This window comes from Stenotrophomonas sp. WZN-1 (genome assembly GCF_002192255.1).
GTDB lineage: Bacteria > Pseudomonadota > Gammaproteobacteria > Xanthomonadales > Xanthomonadaceae > Stenotrophomonas.
Map to the genome: position 1 here is coordinate 4,478,570 of NZ_CP021768.1, position 16,658 is coordinate 4,495,227.

12 protein-coding genes and 1 pseudogene are annotated in these 16,658 nt (G+C 68.9%); 7 read left to right on the plus strand and 6 right to left on the minus strand.

Features of this window, described 5'->3' with window-relative positions; all coding sequences use genetic code 11:
* Positions 1-69 precede the first annotated feature (69 nt).
* The 3 genes from recD to recC are packed head-to-tail and all read right to left on the minus strand — an operon-like array spanning position 70 to position 8,968.
* Complete coding sequence (gene recD, locus CCR98_RS20835; RefSeq protein WP_087924087.1) at positions 70-1,950, minus strand: exodeoxyribonuclease V subunit alpha; 1,881 nt, start codon at positions 1,948-1,950, stop codon at positions 70-72.
* Complete coding sequence (recB, locus tag CCR98_RS20840) at positions 1,947-5,627, minus strand: exodeoxyribonuclease V subunit beta (protein ID WP_087924088.1); 3,681 nt, start codon at positions 5,625-5,627, stop codon at positions 1,947-1,949. Before recB ends, recD begins: the two co-directional genes overlap by 4 nt.
* Positions 5,624-8,968: an exodeoxyribonuclease V subunit gamma gene (gene recC, locus CCR98_RS20845; RefSeq protein ID WP_087924089.1), complete on the minus strand. Its 3,345-nt coding sequence runs from the start codon at positions 8,966-8,968 to the stop codon at positions 5,624-5,626. The genes recB and recC overlap by 4 nt, the downstream gene beginning before the upstream one ends.
* A 189-nt stretch (positions 8,969-9,157) precedes the next feature.
* Between recC and CCR98_RS20850 the strand changes: the two genes are divergently transcribed.
* From CCR98_RS20850 to CCR98_RS20875, 6 genes and pseudogenes are all read left to right on the plus strand, one after another.
* Entirely contained in the window at positions 9,158-9,946 is a 789-nt protein-coding gene (locus CCR98_RS20850) for an ATP-binding cassette domain-containing protein (protein ID WP_087924090.1), read from the plus strand.
* A complete protein-coding gene (locus tag CCR98_RS20855; protein WP_005414955.1) occupies positions 9,946-10,695 on the plus strand; it encodes an MlaE family lipid ABC transporter permease subunit in 750 nt (249 codons plus the stop codon). The genes CCR98_RS20850 and CCR98_RS20855 overlap by 1 nt, the downstream gene beginning before the upstream one ends.
* A 59-nt stretch (positions 10,696-10,754) precedes the next feature.
* Positions 10,755-11,219, plus strand: a pseudogene (gene mlaD / locus CCR98_RS20860) (outer membrane lipid asymmetry maintenance protein MlaD); the annotation flags it as partial.
* A 56-nt stretch (positions 11,220-11,275) separates the two neighbouring features.
* The gene (locus CCR98_RS20865) at positions 11,276-11,938 is read left to right on the plus strand and encodes an ABC transporter substrate-binding protein (protein WP_087924091.1); all 663 of its coding nucleotides are present in this window, start codon (positions 11,276-11,278) and stop codon (positions 11,936-11,938) included.
* Positions 11,928-12,239 (plus strand): STAS domain-containing protein, encoded by a 312-nt coding sequence (locus tag CCR98_RS20870; RefSeq protein WP_087924092.1) that lies wholly within the window; start codon positions 11,928-11,930, stop codon positions 12,237-12,239. The genes CCR98_RS20865 and CCR98_RS20870 overlap by 11 nt, the downstream gene beginning before the upstream one ends.
* Before the next feature lies 1 nt (position 12,240).
* Complete coding sequence (locus tag CCR98_RS20875; RefSeq protein WP_087924093.1) at positions 12,241-13,257, plus strand: VacJ family lipoprotein; 1,017 nt, start codon at positions 12,241-12,243, stop codon at positions 13,255-13,257.
* Positions 13,258-13,357: 100 nt separating this feature from the next.
* On the opposite strand, the gene CCR98_RS20880 is transcribed toward CCR98_RS20875, so the two are convergent.
* From CCR98_RS20880 to rmuC, 3 genes are all read right to left on the minus strand, one after another.
* Positions 13,358-13,903, minus strand: a complete 546-nt coding sequence (locus tag CCR98_RS20880) for a glutathione peroxidase (protein ID WP_014039024.1) — start codon at positions 13,901-13,903, stop codon at positions 13,358-13,360.
* 66 nt (positions 13,904-13,969) lie between these two features.
* A complete protein-coding gene (locus CCR98_RS20885; protein ID WP_087924094.1) occupies positions 13,970-14,359 on the minus strand; it encodes a hypothetical protein in 390 nt (129 codons plus the stop codon).
* A 61-nt stretch (positions 14,360-14,420) separates the two neighbouring features.
* Positions 14,421-15,989, minus strand: a complete 1,569-nt coding sequence (gene rmuC, locus CCR98_RS20890) for a DNA recombination protein RmuC (RefSeq protein ID WP_087924095.1) — start codon at positions 15,987-15,989, stop codon at positions 14,421-14,423.
* Between the two features lie 55 nt (positions 15,990-16,044).
* Between rmuC and CCR98_RS20895 the strand changes: the two genes are divergently transcribed.
* Positions 16,045-16,650, plus strand: coding sequence for a glutathione S-transferase N-terminal domain-containing protein (locus CCR98_RS20895; protein ID WP_087924096.1), 606 nt, complete (start codon positions 16,045-16,047; stop codon positions 16,648-16,650).
* Positions 16,651-16,658: the final 8 nt, after the last annotated feature.

The following is a 16,658-nucleotide window of genomic DNA, read 5'->3' on the forward strand; positions in this document are numbered from 1 at the left end:
ATCCACGCCATGCGTGGATGAGAGCCGAAACGACCAAAACGCGCTTCTGTGAAGCGCATCGCGCCCGCGTCAGAACAACTGGCCCTGCACCGTGGGCTGTTCGATACGCGCCGGTGCTTCGGCCACCGCTTCCGCACCCAGCCGCCATGCCATGCCACCCAATCGGCTGGCATGGCGCTTCAATGCGGCCTGCAGCACGTCGGCGCTGCCCGCCACATGCAGCACCTGGCGGGCGCGGGTCAGGCCGGTATAGACCAGTTCGCGTGACAGCACGCGGCTGTCCTGGCGCGGCAGCTGCAACCACACTTCATCGAACTCCGAGCCCTGTGCCTTGTGCACGGTCATCGCGAAGGCGCTTTCGTGCGCGGGCAGCGCCGCCGGGTGGAAGGCGCGCGGCTGCTCGACGGTGTCGCCGGGGAACCAGGCCACCATCGCGCCGCTGCTGTCGCGCAGGCAGATGCCGATATCGCCGTTGAACAGGCGGTGCCGGTAGCTGTTCTCGGTCACCAGCAGCAGGCGGCCCTGGAAGTAGCCCGGGGTGTTGCCCGCCAGCAGCTGCTCGATACGGCTGTTGAGCCCGCGCGCGCCCTGCGGGCCTTCGCGCAGCGCGGTCAGCAGGCGCAGTCGCCCGGCCTGCTGCAGGGCAAGCACTGGATCAGCCGCGTCGGCCAACGCACGCCAATGGCCCAGCAGGTGCTCGCGCTGGCCGCGCAGCGGGTCTGCCTCGCCTTCATGGAAATGCACGCCGGCCAGTTCACCGCCGCGCAGCAGCTGCAGGGCGGCGCCGGCGTCACCCTCGCGCACGGCATCTGCCAACGGGGCCAGCACCAGTGCATCGCTCTGCCGGTACCCACGTTGCAGCTGCACGCGGCGGCCGGCGAAGGCGCGTGGTTCGGCCTGGCGCTGCAGCGTGGACGGCGCCAGCAATCCACGCAGCGCCTGCGCATCATCGGCGCGGGTGCCGATGCCATCACCGCTGGCACGCAGGATCGCGCTGAGCACGTCGCCGACCTCAACCGACGGCAGCTGATCGGGATCGCCGAGCAGGATCAGCCGGGTGCCGCTGGCGATCGCATCGACCAGCTTGGCCATCATCGGCAGATCGATCATCGAGGCTTCGTCGACCACCACCACGTCCACCGGCAGCGGATTGTCGGCGTGGTGGCGGAAGCGCGGTGAATCGGGAATAACGCCGAGCAGGCGATGCAGGGTGGTGCCGGTACTGGGCAGCGCCGTGCACAACGCCGGGTCCAGTCCTTGTTCCTGCAGGCGTTGCACGGCCACGCGCAGGCTCTCGGCCATGCGTTCGGCGGCGCGCCCGGTAGGCGCGGCCAGCGCCACCTCGGGCAGCGGCTGGCCAGCGTGCCGGGCCTGCACGGCCAGCAGCAGCAACAGGCGCGCGATGGTGGTGGTCTTGCCGGTGCCGGGGCCGCCGGTGACCAGTGCCAGCGGATGGCGCAGGGTCACGCCGGCGGCGCGTGCCTGGTGATCTTCGCCGCCCAGTGCCTGCGGGAACAGCTGCGCGAACAACGGCGCCAACGCTGCCATGTCCGGCGCCGGCAGCGGATGCCGGCCGATGCGCTGCAGCCCAGCCGCCAGCTGACGCTCGTACTCGCGATAGCGGCGCAGGTAGAGCAGGCCGTTCTCCAGCACCAGCGGCGCATCGTCGGCGATGGCATCGGCCTGCTCCGGCGTCGCGACCCACGGCGATGCGCGCAACTGTGCCAGCCAGTCCTGCGCGGCAGGCCACTCGGATACGCCTTCCAGCAGCCGCTGCGGTTGCGCCGGATCGAACGCAGCATGGCCTTGCGATACCGCCAGCGACGCAAGCGCGGCCGCCAGCGCCACACTCTCGGGCGTGTCGTCGCGCAGCCGCTGCAGGCTGGTCGCCAATGCATGGTCGAGGGTGCGCAGCTGACCCTTCTGATGCAGTTCCTTCAGCAGGCTCATGCGCTGGCTCCGCGGGCACGTGCGGCCAGTTCCGCCTGGGCCTGTTCGCCACCGGCGAACAATGCATCCAGCGCATCCACCAGCGCCAGCGGGAAGCGGTCCACATGCACGCCGTTGCCGGTGCCATCCAGGCCGCGGCAGAACAGGTAGCGGATGCCGCCCATGTCGCGTTCGTAGTCGTAGGCTGCGCCGAGGCGGAAACGCAGCCAGCGATGCAGGGCCACCGTATAGATCAGCGCCTGCAGGTCGTACTCGCTGTGGCGCATGGCAATGGCCAGCAGGTCCGGGCTGTAGCCGGGCAGGCGGTTGGATTTGTAGTCGAGCACGTACCAGCGCCCGTCGCGCACGTAGGTCAGGTCGATCATGCCGGTCATCAGCCCTTCCAGGCGGCGGCGCTGGCCGAAGCCGCGTCGCGTGCTGGAAACCCCATGCGCATGCAGCACCTGCAGCAGCGCCGGCACCGTGGTCGGCTCGATGGCAAAATGGAAGTCGATTTCCGCGCGGCGCTCGCCTTCACCCAGGCTGTGCAGCGCGCCGCCTTCGGGCAGCGGCACGGTCAGCGTGTGGCCCACCAGCGGCACCAGCACCGCCACGCCATCGTCCAGGTCGACGTCGGCATAGCCTTCGTCGTGCAGCGCCTTGCGCAGCACCTCGGCCTGGCCCTCTGGGACTTCCAGGCCCGGCTGCCAGTCAGCCCAGGCAGCGAAGTCGACGTTCTCCATCGCTTCGTGCAGCACGTTGCCGAAGCGACTGCCCATGAAGCGCGGGTCGACCGCTGCGCTGTCCTCGGCCGCCGCAGCGGGTTCCGGCAGCGCGGGTTCCAGCGGCAGTTCCGGGCCGGCCGGTTCGTCGGCGGCCGGTGCCGGCAGCTCGGTGGCGGCGGCCTCGATGTCACTACCGGCGCCCGCATCGGCATGCGCCAGCTGGGTGAAGCTGTACACCCACCAGTCATGTGGTACGCGCCGGGTCAGGGCACGCACCGCCGGAAGGTCACCTTCCATTTCGGCCGCCAGCTGCGGCAGCGCGGCCGGTGTCTCGCTGTCATCGATGTGCACGTCGGCCTGGGCGCGCAGCGCCTGCAGGTCGCCCAGCAACGGCGCCAGTCGCGTCCTGCCCAGCCCGGCGAGATCGCCCACCGCGATCCACAACGCGTGTTCGGCGCGGGTCAGGCCGACATACAGCAGGCGTGCATCCTCGGCGCGCTGCTCGCGCTCGCGCTGGGCACTGGCCGCTTCCCAGGCTTCGTCCTTGTCCAGCTTCCAGTGCAGCTGGCGCTGGCCATCGACGTGCACGGTGCAGTGCGAGGCGGTGTTCGGTGCGCCGCCGTCGATGCCGACGAACGGCAGGAACACCAGCGGATACTCCAGGCCCTTGCTCTTGTGCAGGGTGATGATCTGCACGCGGCGCGCATCCGATTCCAGGCGCAGCAGCTGCTGCTCGTCATCCTGGTCGGCGCTGGCCATCTGCCCCTGCAGCCAGTCCAGCAGGCCGTGCATGCCCAGCGCCTGCGCCGAGGCTTCCTGCAGCAGTTCGCCCAGCTGCAGGTAATTGGTCAGGCGGCGCTCGCCATCGATCAGCGCCAACAGGCGTTCGCCCTGCGCGGCACAGACATCGGCGATCACCGCGAACGGTCCGCCGCGCTGCCAGCGCTCGCGCCAGTGCAGCAGCTGTGCCTGGAACCCGCGTTGCAGATCGCCCTCGCGTTCCATCGCCGCGATCGCGCTGGCGCGTTGACCGAGCAATACCGTGGCCAGCGCTGCACGCAGGCGGCCTTCGTCAGCCGGTTGCAGCAGCGCCAGCAGCAGCGCACGAAGATCGCGCGCTTCAGGGGTGGAAAACAGGCTCTGCTTGCCTGCCGCCACTGCGGGGATGCCGACTGCTGCCAGCGCACGCTGCACCAGCGTGGCCTCGCGGTGCGAGCGCACCAGCACCGCGATGTCACCCGGCCGCACCGGCTGCCCACGCAGCACGGCACTGCCCGCACGCGCCTCGACCAGAATCTGGTGAATCGCCGCCACGCAGGCCTGGGTCGCTGCCTCACGCGAGGCGTCCGCACTCATCGCCTTGTCACCGCCACTGCGCAGCACGCGCAGGGTAAGTGCCGTGGCGGCGTGGCCGTCGCGCAGGTAGTCCTCATCGGTGCGCACGCCACCGGGACGCACCGGCTCGAACTGGATGTCGCGTTCGAGGAAGGCATCTTCACCACCGTTGTCGTACAGCGCCTGCAGCGCACGCAGCACAGCCGGTCGCGAGCGGAAGTTCTGGTCCAGCACCGGCGCCAGCTGCGCCAGCTGCTTGGCCTTCAGGTAGGTGTGGATGTCACCGCCGCGGAACCCGTAGATCGCCTGCTTGGGGTCGCCGATCAGGAACAGCGCCGGTGACAGGCCGAGTTCGCGTACCTCCGGCGAATTGCCAAACACGGTGCGGAAGATGCCCCACTGGCGATCGTCGGTGTCCTGGAACTCATCGACCAGCGCGATGCGGTACTGCGCGCGCAGCTGCCTGACCAGCGCCAGCCGCTGCGGGCCTTCCATGGCCAGCGCCACGCCATCGATCAGGTCGTCGTAGGTCTGCACCCGGCGCGTGCGCTTCAGCGCCTGCAGGCGCTGCGTGGCTTCTTCGCGCAGGCGGTGCAGGAAGTTCAGTGCGGTGCCACGCAACCAGGCATCGCGTTCGGCGAGCAACGCGACATAGCGCGCCAACGGCGCCTGCAGCGGCGACGACGGCGTGCGATCAGCGAATTTCTTGTTGGTCTTGTCAGCCAGCACCTCCGGCAGCAGTGCCGGCAGGCGCTCGCTGGCCAGCAGTTCGCGCGGATCGGCGCGCTCGGCCCAGCCCAGCAGCTGCCGGCCCAGCGGGTGCAGCCAGCCCAGCTTGTAGGACACGCCGTTGATCCACTTGTTGTCGACGGCATCGCAGAGGTCGATGAAGAACTGCTCACCATGCTCGCGCAGCGCCAGCTGCAGTTCGGCGGCGGTGGCCTGCAGCGCCGGGTGTGGATCGGCCAGTGCCACCGGCCGTGGCAACGGGTGCAGTGGCGGCGCAGCCAGCAGCGCGCGCAGATCGGCGGCCAGCGCATCCGGGTTGGACCACAGCCAGGTCAGCGGTTCCAGCGTGGCCGCGTCGTTGGCGTGCACCCGCCATAGATCGGCCGCCAGCTCCTCCAGCAGCTCACGGTCGCTGGCCAGCAGTTCCGGCGGGTCGAAGGTATGGCCGCTCTCCAGCGCATGCTCGCGCAGCACGCGGGTACAGAAGCCGTGGATGGTGAAGATCGACGCCAGGTCGATCTCATCGGCGGCCACCTGCAGGCGTCGCTTCAGCGCGGCAGCGCTCTCGGTGCCACCCTGCAGATGGCGCTGCAGTACGTCGCGGGTCAATCTCGCGTCCGGTGCTTCGCCCTCGGCCGGTTCCACATCGACCAGGCGCGCGGCCAGCGCCAGGCGCTCGCGGATGCGCTTGCGCAGTTCCTGGGTGGCGGCATCGGTGAAGGTGACCGCCAGGATCTGGCCGATGCGCAGGCCCTGCTCCACCACCAAGCGGGTGAACAGCGTGGCCAGCGTGAAGGTCTTGCCGGTACCGGCGCTGGCCTCGATCAGGCGGATGCCATCCAGCGGCAGGGCCAGATAGGGATCGCCCGCCATGCGCTGGGAGTCATCATCGACGATGACGGTGCTCATGCGCTGCCCTCCTGGCGTGCATCGGCGCCAAGGGTGCGGCCCTCGCGCACTGCGCTGAAGACCACCTGGCTGTTGCGCAGCAGGTCGGCATAGCTGGCATCGGTGGCGAACGGATCGGCACCGCGCAGCAGCAGCTGCCAGGCGTCGCTGCTGGATTCACCCCAGCTGCGGTCGCTGCCGTGCCACTGCTTCCAGCCTTCGCTGCGCTGTTTTTCTGCCGGCGCGTTGTACAGCACCCAGCCGGTGTACGGGGCAAAGCGCAGCGGTTCACGCAGGCCACGCTGGCGCAGCTGCAGCAATGCGCGCAGCGCGGCGCGTGCAGCAGGAACGCTCAACGCCGGCAGCACATGCGGGCCGGGACCGGCATCGCCGCCATCGTGGAACTGCACCAGCGGCAACGCATCGCCGGCAGCGTTGGCCAGCAGCCAGTCCAGGCCCTGGCGGATCACCGCATTGCCATTGAGGGTACCGGCACGCAGGCGCACCAGCCCGTCGGGGTGTCGATCCGCCACCCGGCCATGCAGGCGCACGCCATCGATCTCCACTTCATAGCGGCGGCTTTCGAGTGGTTCGCCCTGCATCCAGCCCAGCAATGCACTGGCATACGGGCGCGTCTTCAACTGCTCCACCTCGAACTGCCGCTCGCCCAATGGACCCGAGGGCAGCAGGCCGCGTGCGCGCAGGCGTGGGTACAACGGCTCGGTATCGCCGCTGAGCGTGGCCCGCACCACCGCCGCCTGCACGCTGCGCTTCTCCGGCCCGCGTGATGACAGCACCAGCGGCTCCAGGTCATCGACCTCCTCGACGTCGTCGGCCAGGCGCAGGCCCAGCGACTGTGCGAGAAACTGCCCGGCCGGGTCGCACAGGAAACGGCGCAGGGTATCGAGTGCGACGTCGTCTTCCACCGCATCGTCGAGCGGCGGCAACGCCGCATCGAACCACGGCTGCAGGCCGCCGCGCTGGCCGATGAGGCGACCGGCGGCCGGATGCCATTGGCGGCGATAGCTGAAGCGGCGTGAATCGCCATCACCGAACGCCGCCGGCGAGAACGGCTGCAGTGCGTGGCGCACGGTGAAGTCACGGGCCGCCGCAGGCGGATCGAAGTGATACGCGGCGGCGGCATCAATCAGTTCGCTGACCAGCACCGACGGCTCGCGCACGCTGCCATCGCGCGGATCGGCACCGAGGTAGCTGAGGTAGAACACCTCCTGCGCGGCAGCGAACAGCTGCAGGAACAGGAAACGGTCGTCTTCGCGGGTGGAGCGGTCGCCGGGACGGCGGCGCGGCGTGTCCAACTCGGCGGTGAGCTGGTTGAGACCGGCCGCCGGGTCACGGCGCGGGAAGTCGCCATCATTGAGGCCCAGCACGCAGATCACCCGGAACGGCAGCAGGCGCATCGGCACCATGCGGCCGAAGCTGATGCCACCGGTCAGCAGCGGTGCGCGCGTATCGGCCTCGCCCAGCGCGCCGGCGAAATGCGAACGCACCACCTCCGGTGGCACGCCGTCTTCGAAACCGGCCTTGGCGGCATCGTCGGCGAACTGGTTGAGCAGCTTGCGCAGGCGCTCCAGCGCGCGCTGGCTGTTGGGCGAGCTGGGCGCGGTCGGCAGCAGCGCGTCCAGCAGCGACAGCAGGCGCTGCCGCCACTGCGCCGGCGTCAGCAGCTCGCCGAGGCGACGCTGGTAGACCGCCAACACGCGCAGCAGGCGCAGCAGCCGGTCCAGCGCTTCCAATGCGCCGCCCTCCAGCTCGATCCACGGTGCAACACCGGCCAGGTCGGCCTCGCTGCCGGTCGCGTGACCGAGCACCAGGCGGTCCAGCGCGAACTGCCAGGTGTAGGCGTCGTCGGCTGGTGCCTGGTGCTGGTTGCGGTGCTTGGCATCCAGGCCCCAGCGTGCGCCCGCCTGCTGCAGCCAGCCATGCAGGCGGTCGAAGTCCACCGCTTCCAGACCGGCCGCTTCGGCCAGTGGCGCGCTGGCCAGCAGGTCCAGCACTTCGTTCAGGCCGAAGCGCGAGACCGGCAGGCCCAGCAGGTGTACGAACACATCGGCCAACGGCTCGCCCGCCAGTGGACTGCTGTCGGCCAGCGCATACGGAATGTGCTCTTCCTCGCCGCCACGGCCGCCGAACACCGCTTCCAGGTACGGCACATAGGGATCGATGTCCGGCGCCAGCACCGCGATCTCGCGCGCCTGCAGTGGCGGATCGAAGCGCGGGTCCTGCAGCAGGCTGCGCAGCTGGTCGTGCAGCACCTGCAGTTCGCGCAGGCGGGTATGGCAGGCGTGTACCTGCAGGCTCGGGTCGTCGCGGCGCAGGTCGTCGCGCAGCTGCCCCGAAGGCAGCGCGCGGCGGTGGAACAGATCGCGCTGCAGGCGATGCAGCAGGCTGTCGGACAGGCCACCTTCGTCCAGGGTCGGACGCGTGTCTTCTTCCGGATCGGAATAGGCCGCAATCTCGCCGGCCGGGTGCACCACCTCGTAGCTGCCCAGCACCGCCATGAAGTCGCGGCCGGCCGCGCCCCAGGCTTCCAGCAGACGGTTCTCACCGGCCGCTTCACCGAAGGGATCGGGCGCGCCGCTGCGCAGGCGCTCGGCCAGCGTCTGCAAGTCACCCCAGTACGACTGCACCGGAGTGGGCATATAGAAGTGCAGCTCGCCGACCCGGGCCTGGGTGGCCATCACCCGCAGCACGTCGGGCGAGATATTGAGCGTCGCGAACGCGGACATGCGCGGCGGCAGGCCCTGTGGCAACGGCTGGCCGGCGCCCTCGAAGCGGTCCAGGTAGGCCTGGATGCGGCGCGCGCGGTAGTCGTGGCCACCGGCGATGGTGCGCCAGAGGATCGCCTGCGGGTCGGCCGGGTCGGCGCCGGCCTCCCAGCGCAGCAGCCAGTCGCGGCGCCAGGCCTGGTACTTTTCGAACACCGAGGCCAGTTCACCGGCCAGTGCCCACGGCTTCAGCGCGTCGCCGCCGGCAAGATAGGACTGCAGCGCGCGCATCGGTGGCTGCGCCAGCAGCGCCGGGTCGCGCAGTGCCTGGTACAGCTTCCAGTGCAGGCCAGCCGCGTCCAGGTCGTCGCGTTCACCCGGCACATTGGCGTTGAGCGCACGGGCAACAAACTCGCCCGGCGTCAGGAACTCAAGATTGGCAGCCACGCCATATTCGGCAGCGAGTGTCGCTTGCAGCCAACGCCGCATCGCCACCTGCGGGATCAGCACCACCTCCGGCGCCAGCAGCGGCTGGCCCGGAACCGGCGCACGCATGTTGCGCGCCAGCAGCGCGGCCAGCACGTCCAGGGAGTTGGAATGGTAGAGGCGGAAATCGCTGCCCGGGTCACTCATCATGCACAGTGTGCAACACGGCAGGCAGTATTCAATGGCTGGCCCATCGCCGGTACGGATTGTTCCGGGCAGCCGGCCGATTGTCCCGACCTGGCAAGGGTCTTGCCGTGCCACAATACTGGACCGTCCAGTCTGCTTATGTTCAGCCGACGGGCCCGATCCTTCGATGTCTAAAAAACGTTAATGGTGCCCATGTCGGCTTCCACCTCCAGTCTGGTGCAGTTATCCAACGTCCGCATCGACCGGAGCGGGCGCACGATCCTGCGCGACGTGTCGCTGCAGGTGCCGAAGGGCAGCATCACCGCGGTGCTGGGTCCGTCCGGCAGCGGCAAGTCGACCCTGCTGGCGGCGCTGACCGGCGAACTGCGCCCGGTCGCCGGCGAGGTCACCCTGTTCGGCAAGCCGATTCCGCATGACAGCGGCGCGCTGCTGGAGATGCGCAAGAGCGTGGGTGTGCTGCTGCAGGGCAATGGCCTGCTGACCGACCTCACTGTGGCCGAAAACGTCGCGCTGCCACTGCGCACGCATACCCTCCTGCCGACCGCCGTGCTGCGCCGGCTGGTGGAGATGAAGCTGCATGCGGTGGGCCTGCTGGCCGCGGCCGATGCCTGGCCGCGCGAACTGTCCGGCGGCATGGCGCGCCGCGTGGCGCTGGCCCGCGCGCTGGCGCTGGACCCGCCGCTGATGATCTACGACGAGCCGCTGACCGGGCTGGACCCGATCGCCTCGGGGGTGATCATGAGCCTGATCCAGCGCCTCAACCACAGCCTGGGCCTGACCAGCATCATCGTCAGCCACCACGTGCACGAGACCCTGCCGATCTGCGACCAGGTCATCGCCATTGCCAATGGCGGCATCGTGTTCCAGGGCACGCCCGAAGCACTGCAGTCCAGCCATGACCCGCTGCTGCGGCAGTTCCTGCACGGCCAGCCCGATGGCCCCATTCCGTTCGATGCCGCGCCTCGCGCGAGGGTCGCCTGATGCCGTTCGTCCAAGCCACCCGCTCGCTGGGCCGCGCCGGCCTGTTTTCGCTGACCGTGCTGCGCGGTTCGCTGCCGACCCGTGATTTCCTGGCTGAGCTGACCCGCGAGATCTACAAGATCGGCGCGCGCTCGCTGCCGATCATCGCCGTCGGTGGTGCCTTCGTCGGCCTGGTACTGACCCTGCAGGGCTATCGCACGCTGACCACCTTCGGTGCGGCCGACGCGCTGTCGACCCTGCTCGGCCTGTCGCTGTACCGCGAACTGGCGCCGGTGCTGACCGCGCTGCTGTTCATCGGCCGCGCCGGCAGCTCGATTGCCGCCGAACTGGGCCTGATGCGTGCCACCGACCAGATCAAGGCGTTGGAACTGATGGCGATCGACCCGGTGGCCAAGGCTGTCGCGCCACGCTTCTGGGCGGCGGTGCTGACCGTGCCGCTGCTGACCGGCATCTTCTGCTCGCTGGCGATCAGCGCCAGCTACTTCGAAGCGGTGCACGTGCTGGGCCTGGACAATGGCGTGTTCTGGTCGGCGCTGCGCAACAGCGTCGATTTCTGGGATGACTTCGGCGTGGCGATGCTGAAGTCAGCGATCTTCGGCGGCACCGCCGCGCTGGTCGCCGCCTACGTTGGTTTCCATGCCGAGCCGACCATCGAGGGCACCTCGGTGGCGACCACCCGTGCGGTGGTCAACGCCTCGCTGCTGGTGCTGATGTTCAACTTCGTGCTGTCGGCAATGTTGTTCACCTAACCCCTCCACCGGCGGTGCGCAGGCGCGCGCGGCCACCACGACTCGATCAGGTAATCCACATGGCCATCCGCGGTCCCAGACTCGAATTCTCCGTCGGCGCCTTCCTGCTGCTGGCCCTGGCCTCGCTGATGGTGCTGGCCGTGGCCTCGACCAACCAGCGCTGGAGCTGGGGCAGCCAGGGCTACGAGCTGAAGGCGCGCTTCTCCCAGGTCGGCCAGCTGCGCAAGCAGGCGCCGGTGAAGATCGGCGGCGTCACCGTCGGCCAGGTCGCCTCGATCGACCTGGATCCGGTGAAGTTCGAGTCCATCGTGACCCTGCGCATGGACAGCAAGGTCAAGGACCTGCCGGCGGACACCTCGGCCGGCATCTTCACCAGTGGTTTGCTGGGCGAGAGCTATATCGGTCTGCAGCCGGGTGGTGACCCGGACGTGCTCAAGGCCGGTGACGAGATCGTCTTCACCCAGCCAGCAGTCGACCTGATCCAGCTGGTCGGCAAGTACATGTTCAGTGGCGGCGCCGGTGGTGGCGCAGGCCAGAAGCCCAACGATGGCGCGCAGGCGCCTGCAACGGAACCGCAACCATGAAGATGAAACTGATCCCGGCCCTGCTCGCCTCGACGCTGCTGCTGGCCACGCCGTTCCTCGCCCAGGCCCAGGCCGCCGCCCCCGCCGCTGCCGCGGCGCAGGGCCAGGCCGGCAAGGTGGTGATCGATGCCAGCACGCGCATCCTCACCACCCTGCAGCAGCGCCGGAGCGAGTTCAGCAGCAACCCGGCCAGCCTGCGCAGCTACATCGACAGCGAATTGAACCGCACCTTCGACCGCGACTACGCCGCGCGCCTGGTGCTGGGCCCGCACGCCCGCGGCGCCTCGGATGCCGACATCAAGCTGTTCGCCGATGCCATGGCCGACAGCCTGATGCAGCGCTACGGTTCGACCCTGCTCAACATCCAGGGCAAGCCGAGCTTCCGCCTGAAGGGTGAGAGCCCGCTGCCGGGCAACCGCGGCGTGCGCGTGAGCACCGAGCTGGTGCGGGCCGGCAGCGAACCGACCCCGGTCGAATACTGGATGCGCAACGTGAACGGCCAGTGGAAGATCTTCGACGTCAACATCGAAGGCATCTCCTACGTGCAGACCTTCCGCAACCAGTTCGATACCCCGCTGCGCCAGAAGGGCATCAAGCAGGTGGCCAGCGAGCTGCACAGCGGCAGCATGCAGGCCGGACCCGCGGGCAATGGCAAGTAACGCACTGGCGCTGCTGGAAGGCGACACCCTGCGCCTGCGCGGAGTGCTCGACCGTGCCGCGGTGATCGCGTTGTGGCCGCAGCTGCAGTCCCTGCCGGCCAAGCTGGCACGGCTGGAACTGGGCGAGGTCGAGCGCGTGGACAGCGCCGGCCTGGCCCTGCTGGCCGAACTGGCGGCCCGTGCACGCAAAGCCGGCCATGCGCTGTCCGTTTCCGGCGCGCCGTCGGGTTACAACGAGCTGAGCGCAGCCTACCGGCTGTCGCCCGACCTGGATTTCAACGCTACTTCTGCTGCGAGCTGACATGAACGTCGTACGCACTTTCCCCCTGATCGTCCTGGCCACCGCCCTCACCGCCTGTGCCGGCAAGCCCGCGCGCAGCGATGCTGCGGTGGCCAGCACCGTGGTTGCGCCCAGCCCGGCTGCCGAAGCACCAGCCGCACCGGCCGATAGCGGCGTGGTCGACGCTGCTCCGGTCGCTCCTGTGGCCACCCCTGCGGCGCCCGCCGCGTCGTCGCCGACGGCTGCGCCGCAGGGCGCGGAGGCTGGTGCACCGAAGACCGCAGCGTCCACCGCCGCCGATGGTGACGATGATTTCGACGCCCTGTATGGCGGCACCGGCAACACCGGCAGTGCCGCCGCCTACGATCCGTGGGAACCGTTCAACCGCAAGGTCCACGCCTTCAACAATGCGGTCGACCGCGGGGTGGCCCGCCCGCTGGCCACCGCCTATACCCATGTGGTGCCGCGTTTCGCGCGTACCGGCGTCAGCAACTTCTTCAGCAACCTGCGCGCGCCGGTGACCATCACCAACCAGCTGCTGCAGGGCCGCGGAGCCGACGCCTGGGACACCCTCGGCCGCTTCCTGATGAACAGCACGCTGGGCATCGGTGGCCTGTTCGATCCGGCCAGCAAGGCGATGGTGCCGCGTCGCAATGAAGACTTCGGCCAGACCCTGGGCGCCTGGGGCTGGCGGCGTTCGCGCTACGTGGAACTGCCGTTCTTTGGCCCACGTACCGTTCGCGATGTGTTCGGCCTGGCCGGTGACATCCCGTTGTCGCCGATTCGCCGCATCGAAGAGGACAAGATCCGCATCGGCCTGCAGGGCCTGCAGCTGGTCGACACCCGCGCGCAGCTGCTGGCGATCGACGACCTGCGTGACACCGCCGTCGACGAATATTCGCTGGTCCGCGATGCCTGGATGCAGCGGCGCAACTACCAGATCGAGAACGATCTGCGCAGCAAGCGCGACCGCGGCCACGACGATGCCAATTCGCCGATCCCGGTCGATGCGATGCCAATGCCGCAGTGGACCCACTGAGTCCGGTCTGCAGCGCATGAAAAACCCCGCCTCGGCGGGGTTTTTCTTTTCCGGCAGGGTTCCTTTCCGGTGGGTGCCAACCTTGCTTGGCACGCGTTCCTCAGGCCGCCAGCGCCGCCTCGATGGCCTCGCGCAGGCGCGCATCATCGGCGGCCACGTCCGGGGCAAAACGGGCGACGACCTTGCCATCACGGCCGACCAGGAACTTCTCGAAGTTCCACAGCACCGCCGGTGCCGGATGGATCGGGATCTCCTTGCTGGCCAGGCGCTCGCGCAGCGGGCCTTCACCGATCGACTGCGGCTGCGCGGCGGTCAGCTGTTGGTACAGCGGGTGGGTGTCCTCACCGGCCACGCTGATCTTGGAGAACATCGGGAAACTGACATCGTAGGTGAGCTGGCAGAACTGCTGGATCTCGGCCTCGCTGCCCGGCTCCTGGCCAAGGAAATTGTTGGCGGGGAAGCCCAGCACTTCCAGGCCCTGCGCGTGCTTTTCCGCGTACAGCGCCTGCAGGCCTTCGTACTGCGGGGTCAGGCCGCACTTGGAAGCGACGTTGACCAGCAGCAGCACCTTGCCCTGGTAGTCGGCAAGCGAGGACGGCTGGCCGTCGATGGTGGTGAGGGAAATGTCCTGGATCGGGGTGCTCACGCGAGGGCTCCGGCAACAGCGGGGAATGGCCCACCAGCATAGCGCCGCGCGATGCCGGCACTACGATCAATCCACGCAGATCGTGCCCTGCGCCTTGCCGTCGTCGATGCGCTGGCGGCAACCGAAGTTCTGGCGCACATCGCGCTGGCAGGTACCGGTGGCGGCACTGCCGGCGACCAACTCGGGACCGGCCAGGCACTGGCCGGTGCAGTCGCTCTTGCGGCTGCAAGCCTTGCCGGCGTCGGCATAGGGGATCACGCACTGCTCGCGCTGCAGGCGGCCGAGCCGCTGCAGGGTGCCGCCGGCGGCCTGGCAGTCGACGTCGCGTGCTTCGCGGTAGGCCTCGGTGGCTTCCGGCGTGGGAGCGGTCGTGGTGGTGTCGGCAACCGGGGGCGTGCTGCTGCACGCAGCCAGCAACGCAGCGAGGACAAGAACGGCACAGGAGCGAAAGCGCATGTCGATACCCGCCACGGACCCAGGGCGCCCAGCATAGCCAGGCGCAGGTGCACGGGACGTGTCAGCCCGCATTGCCGTCCTCCTCGTCCTCCGGCGCGCTCAGCTGCTGCATCGGGTCCGGGGTCAGCTCCGGCGGCAGCGCGCGCTTGGCCTTGCTGCCCAGTTCGGCAAGCCGACGGGCGCGGCTGATGGCCGACTGCGGCGAATCGATCAGGCGATTGCGCGCATCGGCGTAGGCCTTGCCGGCATCGTCCAGCTTCTTGCCCATGGCGGTGAAGTCCTGCAGGAAGCCGGTCAGCGCGTCCAGCACCAGGCCGCCGGCCTCGCTGATCTTCAGCGCCTGCTTCTGCACCTTGTCGCGCGTCCACAGGCGCTCGGCCACGCGCAGCAGCGCCATCAGGGTGTTGGGCGAGGCGAACACCACGCGGTTGTCGAAAGCGAACGCCTGCAGGCTGCCGTCGGCACCCAGTGCGGCCGACAAGGCACCCTCGATGGGAACGAATGCAATGGTGATGTCCAGCGTCTCGCTGCCCAGTGCCTTGGGATAGTTCTTCTCGCCCAGATCCTTCACATGCTGCCGCAGCGCAACCGCGTGCCGGCGCAGCGCATCTTCCGACTGCTCCGGGGTGGCGGCATTCATGGCTTCCTGCCAGGCGATCAGGTTCACCTTGCTGTCAATCACCACGCTGCGTTCGTCGGGAAACTGCACCACCACGTCCGGTCGCAGGCGTGCACCTTCGTCATCCACGGCATGCTTCTGCCGCTGGTAGTGCACGCCCTCTTCCAGCCCCGATCCGCGCAGTACGTTGTCGAGCATCAGCTCGCCCCAGTCGCCGCGGACCTTGGCATTGCCCTTCAGCGCGTTGGTCAGCGCCGATGCCTGCGCGGCCATGTCCTGGTTGAGCGTCTTCAGTTCGCCCACCGCACCCAGCAGGCTGGCGCGCTGCCGCGCTTCCTCGCCATACAGGGTGTCGACGCGGGTGCGGAAATCGCCCAGTTTGTCGGCGAACGGCTTGAGCAGTCCCTCGATATCCGCGCGCGACTGCACCGTCGCCTGCCGCACATTCTTCTCGAACTGCTGTCCCCGTTCGTCGAACACCTTGCCGGCCAGTTCGGCGAAAGCGCCGGACAGCTTTTCCTTGGCCGTATCGAGATAACTGCGCAGTTCGGCACTGGCCCGTTCGGAGTGCTGCAGATTGGCCACCGCGCGGGCGTGTTCACCGTGCAGCTGCTGGTAGCGCTGCTGCGCCTGCTGCAGTTCGCGACTGGTATCGGCAACGGCAGCGCGCGCCTGCGCCAGGGCCGCTTCACGTTCGGCCAGCTGTGCTTCGCGGCTGGCCGACAGCGCCGCCTCGCGCTCCACCCGGGCGGTCAGCGTAGTGACCGCCTGTGCGTGCTGCTGGCTGCGGCTTCGTTCGTTTTCCAGTTCAGCGCCCAGCGCATCGAGGCGGCCGCGCAGCTGGCCGGCATCGACCAGGGCGAGGCGATGCTGTTCGCGCTCGTTGTCCAGTTGCCGCTGCAGTTCGTCGGACGGTGCACCGCCGGCACTGCGACGCCACAGCAGCAACAGCGCGACCAGGGTCGCCAGCAGCAGGACCACTGCCAGGATCATGAGGACTTCGATATTCATGCGATCAGTTTAGCCCCGCTGCGCTAGGCTGGGTCGGTCTGCCCCGGGAGCCCCCATGCTCGCTCTGTACGGAACGCCCACCTCCATCAACGTGCGCAAGGTGCTGTGGCTGTGCGCCGGACTCGACCTGTCACTTCACCACGAGCCAGAACCGCCGGCGGACCTGCTGGCGACGCTGAACCCGAACCGTCAGGTGCCGGTGCTGCGCGATGGCGACTTCGTGCTGTGGGAATCCAACAGCATCTGCCGCTACCTGGCCGTGCGCGGTGGCCGTGACGACCTGCTGCCCGGCCTGGCGCAGGGCCGCGCCCGGGTCGAGCAGTGGATGGACTGGCAGGCCAGCGACCTCAACAGCGCCTGGCGGCACGTGTTCATGGCGCGCGTGCGCCAGCACCCGGACTACCCGGATGACACCCGCGCCGAGGCCAGCCTGGCGCAGTGGAATCGGCTGATGGCTGTCCTTGATGCACAGCTGGCCGCTACCAACGGCTATGTGGCGGGCAACACCTTTACTCTCGCCGACATCGTGCTCGGGCTGTCGACCCAACGCTGGCGCAGCACGCCTGGCAACAAGCCCGTGCTGCCACACCTCGCGGCGTGGTTCGAACGCCTGCGGCAGCAGCCGGGTTTCACCACCCACGTCGACAACGGTGTGGCCTGAGGCAGGGG

Coding starts and splice junctions, on each gene's coding strand:
- recD (WP_087924087.1), bottom strand. CDS start 1,950: ATGAGCCTGCTGAAGGAACTGCATCAGAAGGGTCAGCTGCGCACCCTC.
- recB (WP_087924088.1), bottom strand. CDS start 5,627: ATGAGCACCGTCATCGTCGATGATGACTCCCAGCGCATGGCGGGCGAT.
- recC (WP_087924089.1), bottom strand. CDS start 8,968: ATGATGAGTGACCCGGGCAGCGATTTCCGCCTCTACCATTCCAACTCC.
- CCR98_RS20850 (WP_087924090.1), top strand. CDS start 9,158: ATGTCGGCTTCCACCTCCAGTCTGGTGCAGTTATCCAACGTCCGCATC.
- CCR98_RS20855 (WP_005414955.1), top strand. CDS start 9,946: ATGCCGTTCGTCCAAGCCACCCGCTCGCTGGGCCGCGCCGGCCTGTTT.
- CCR98_RS20865 (WP_087924091.1), top strand. CDS start 11,276: ATGAAGATGAAACTGATCCCGGCCCTGCTCGCCTCGACGCTGCTGCTG.
- CCR98_RS20870 (WP_087924092.1), top strand. CDS start 11,928: ATGGCAAGTAACGCACTGGCGCTGCTGGAAGGCGACACCCTGCGCCTG.
- CCR98_RS20875 (WP_087924093.1), top strand. CDS start 12,241: ATGAACGTCGTACGCACTTTCCCCCTGATCGTCCTGGCCACCGCCCTC.
- CCR98_RS20885 (WP_087924094.1), bottom strand. CDS start 14,359: ATGCGCTTTCGCTCCTGTGCCGTTCTTGTCCTCGCTGCGTTGCTGGCT.
- rmuC (WP_087924095.1), bottom strand. CDS start 15,989: ATGAATATCGAAGTCCTCATGATCCTGGCAGTGGTCCTGCTGCTGGCG.
- CCR98_RS20895 (WP_087924096.1), top strand. CDS start 16,045: ATGCTCGCTCTGTACGGAACGCCCACCTCCATCAACGTGCGCAAGGTG.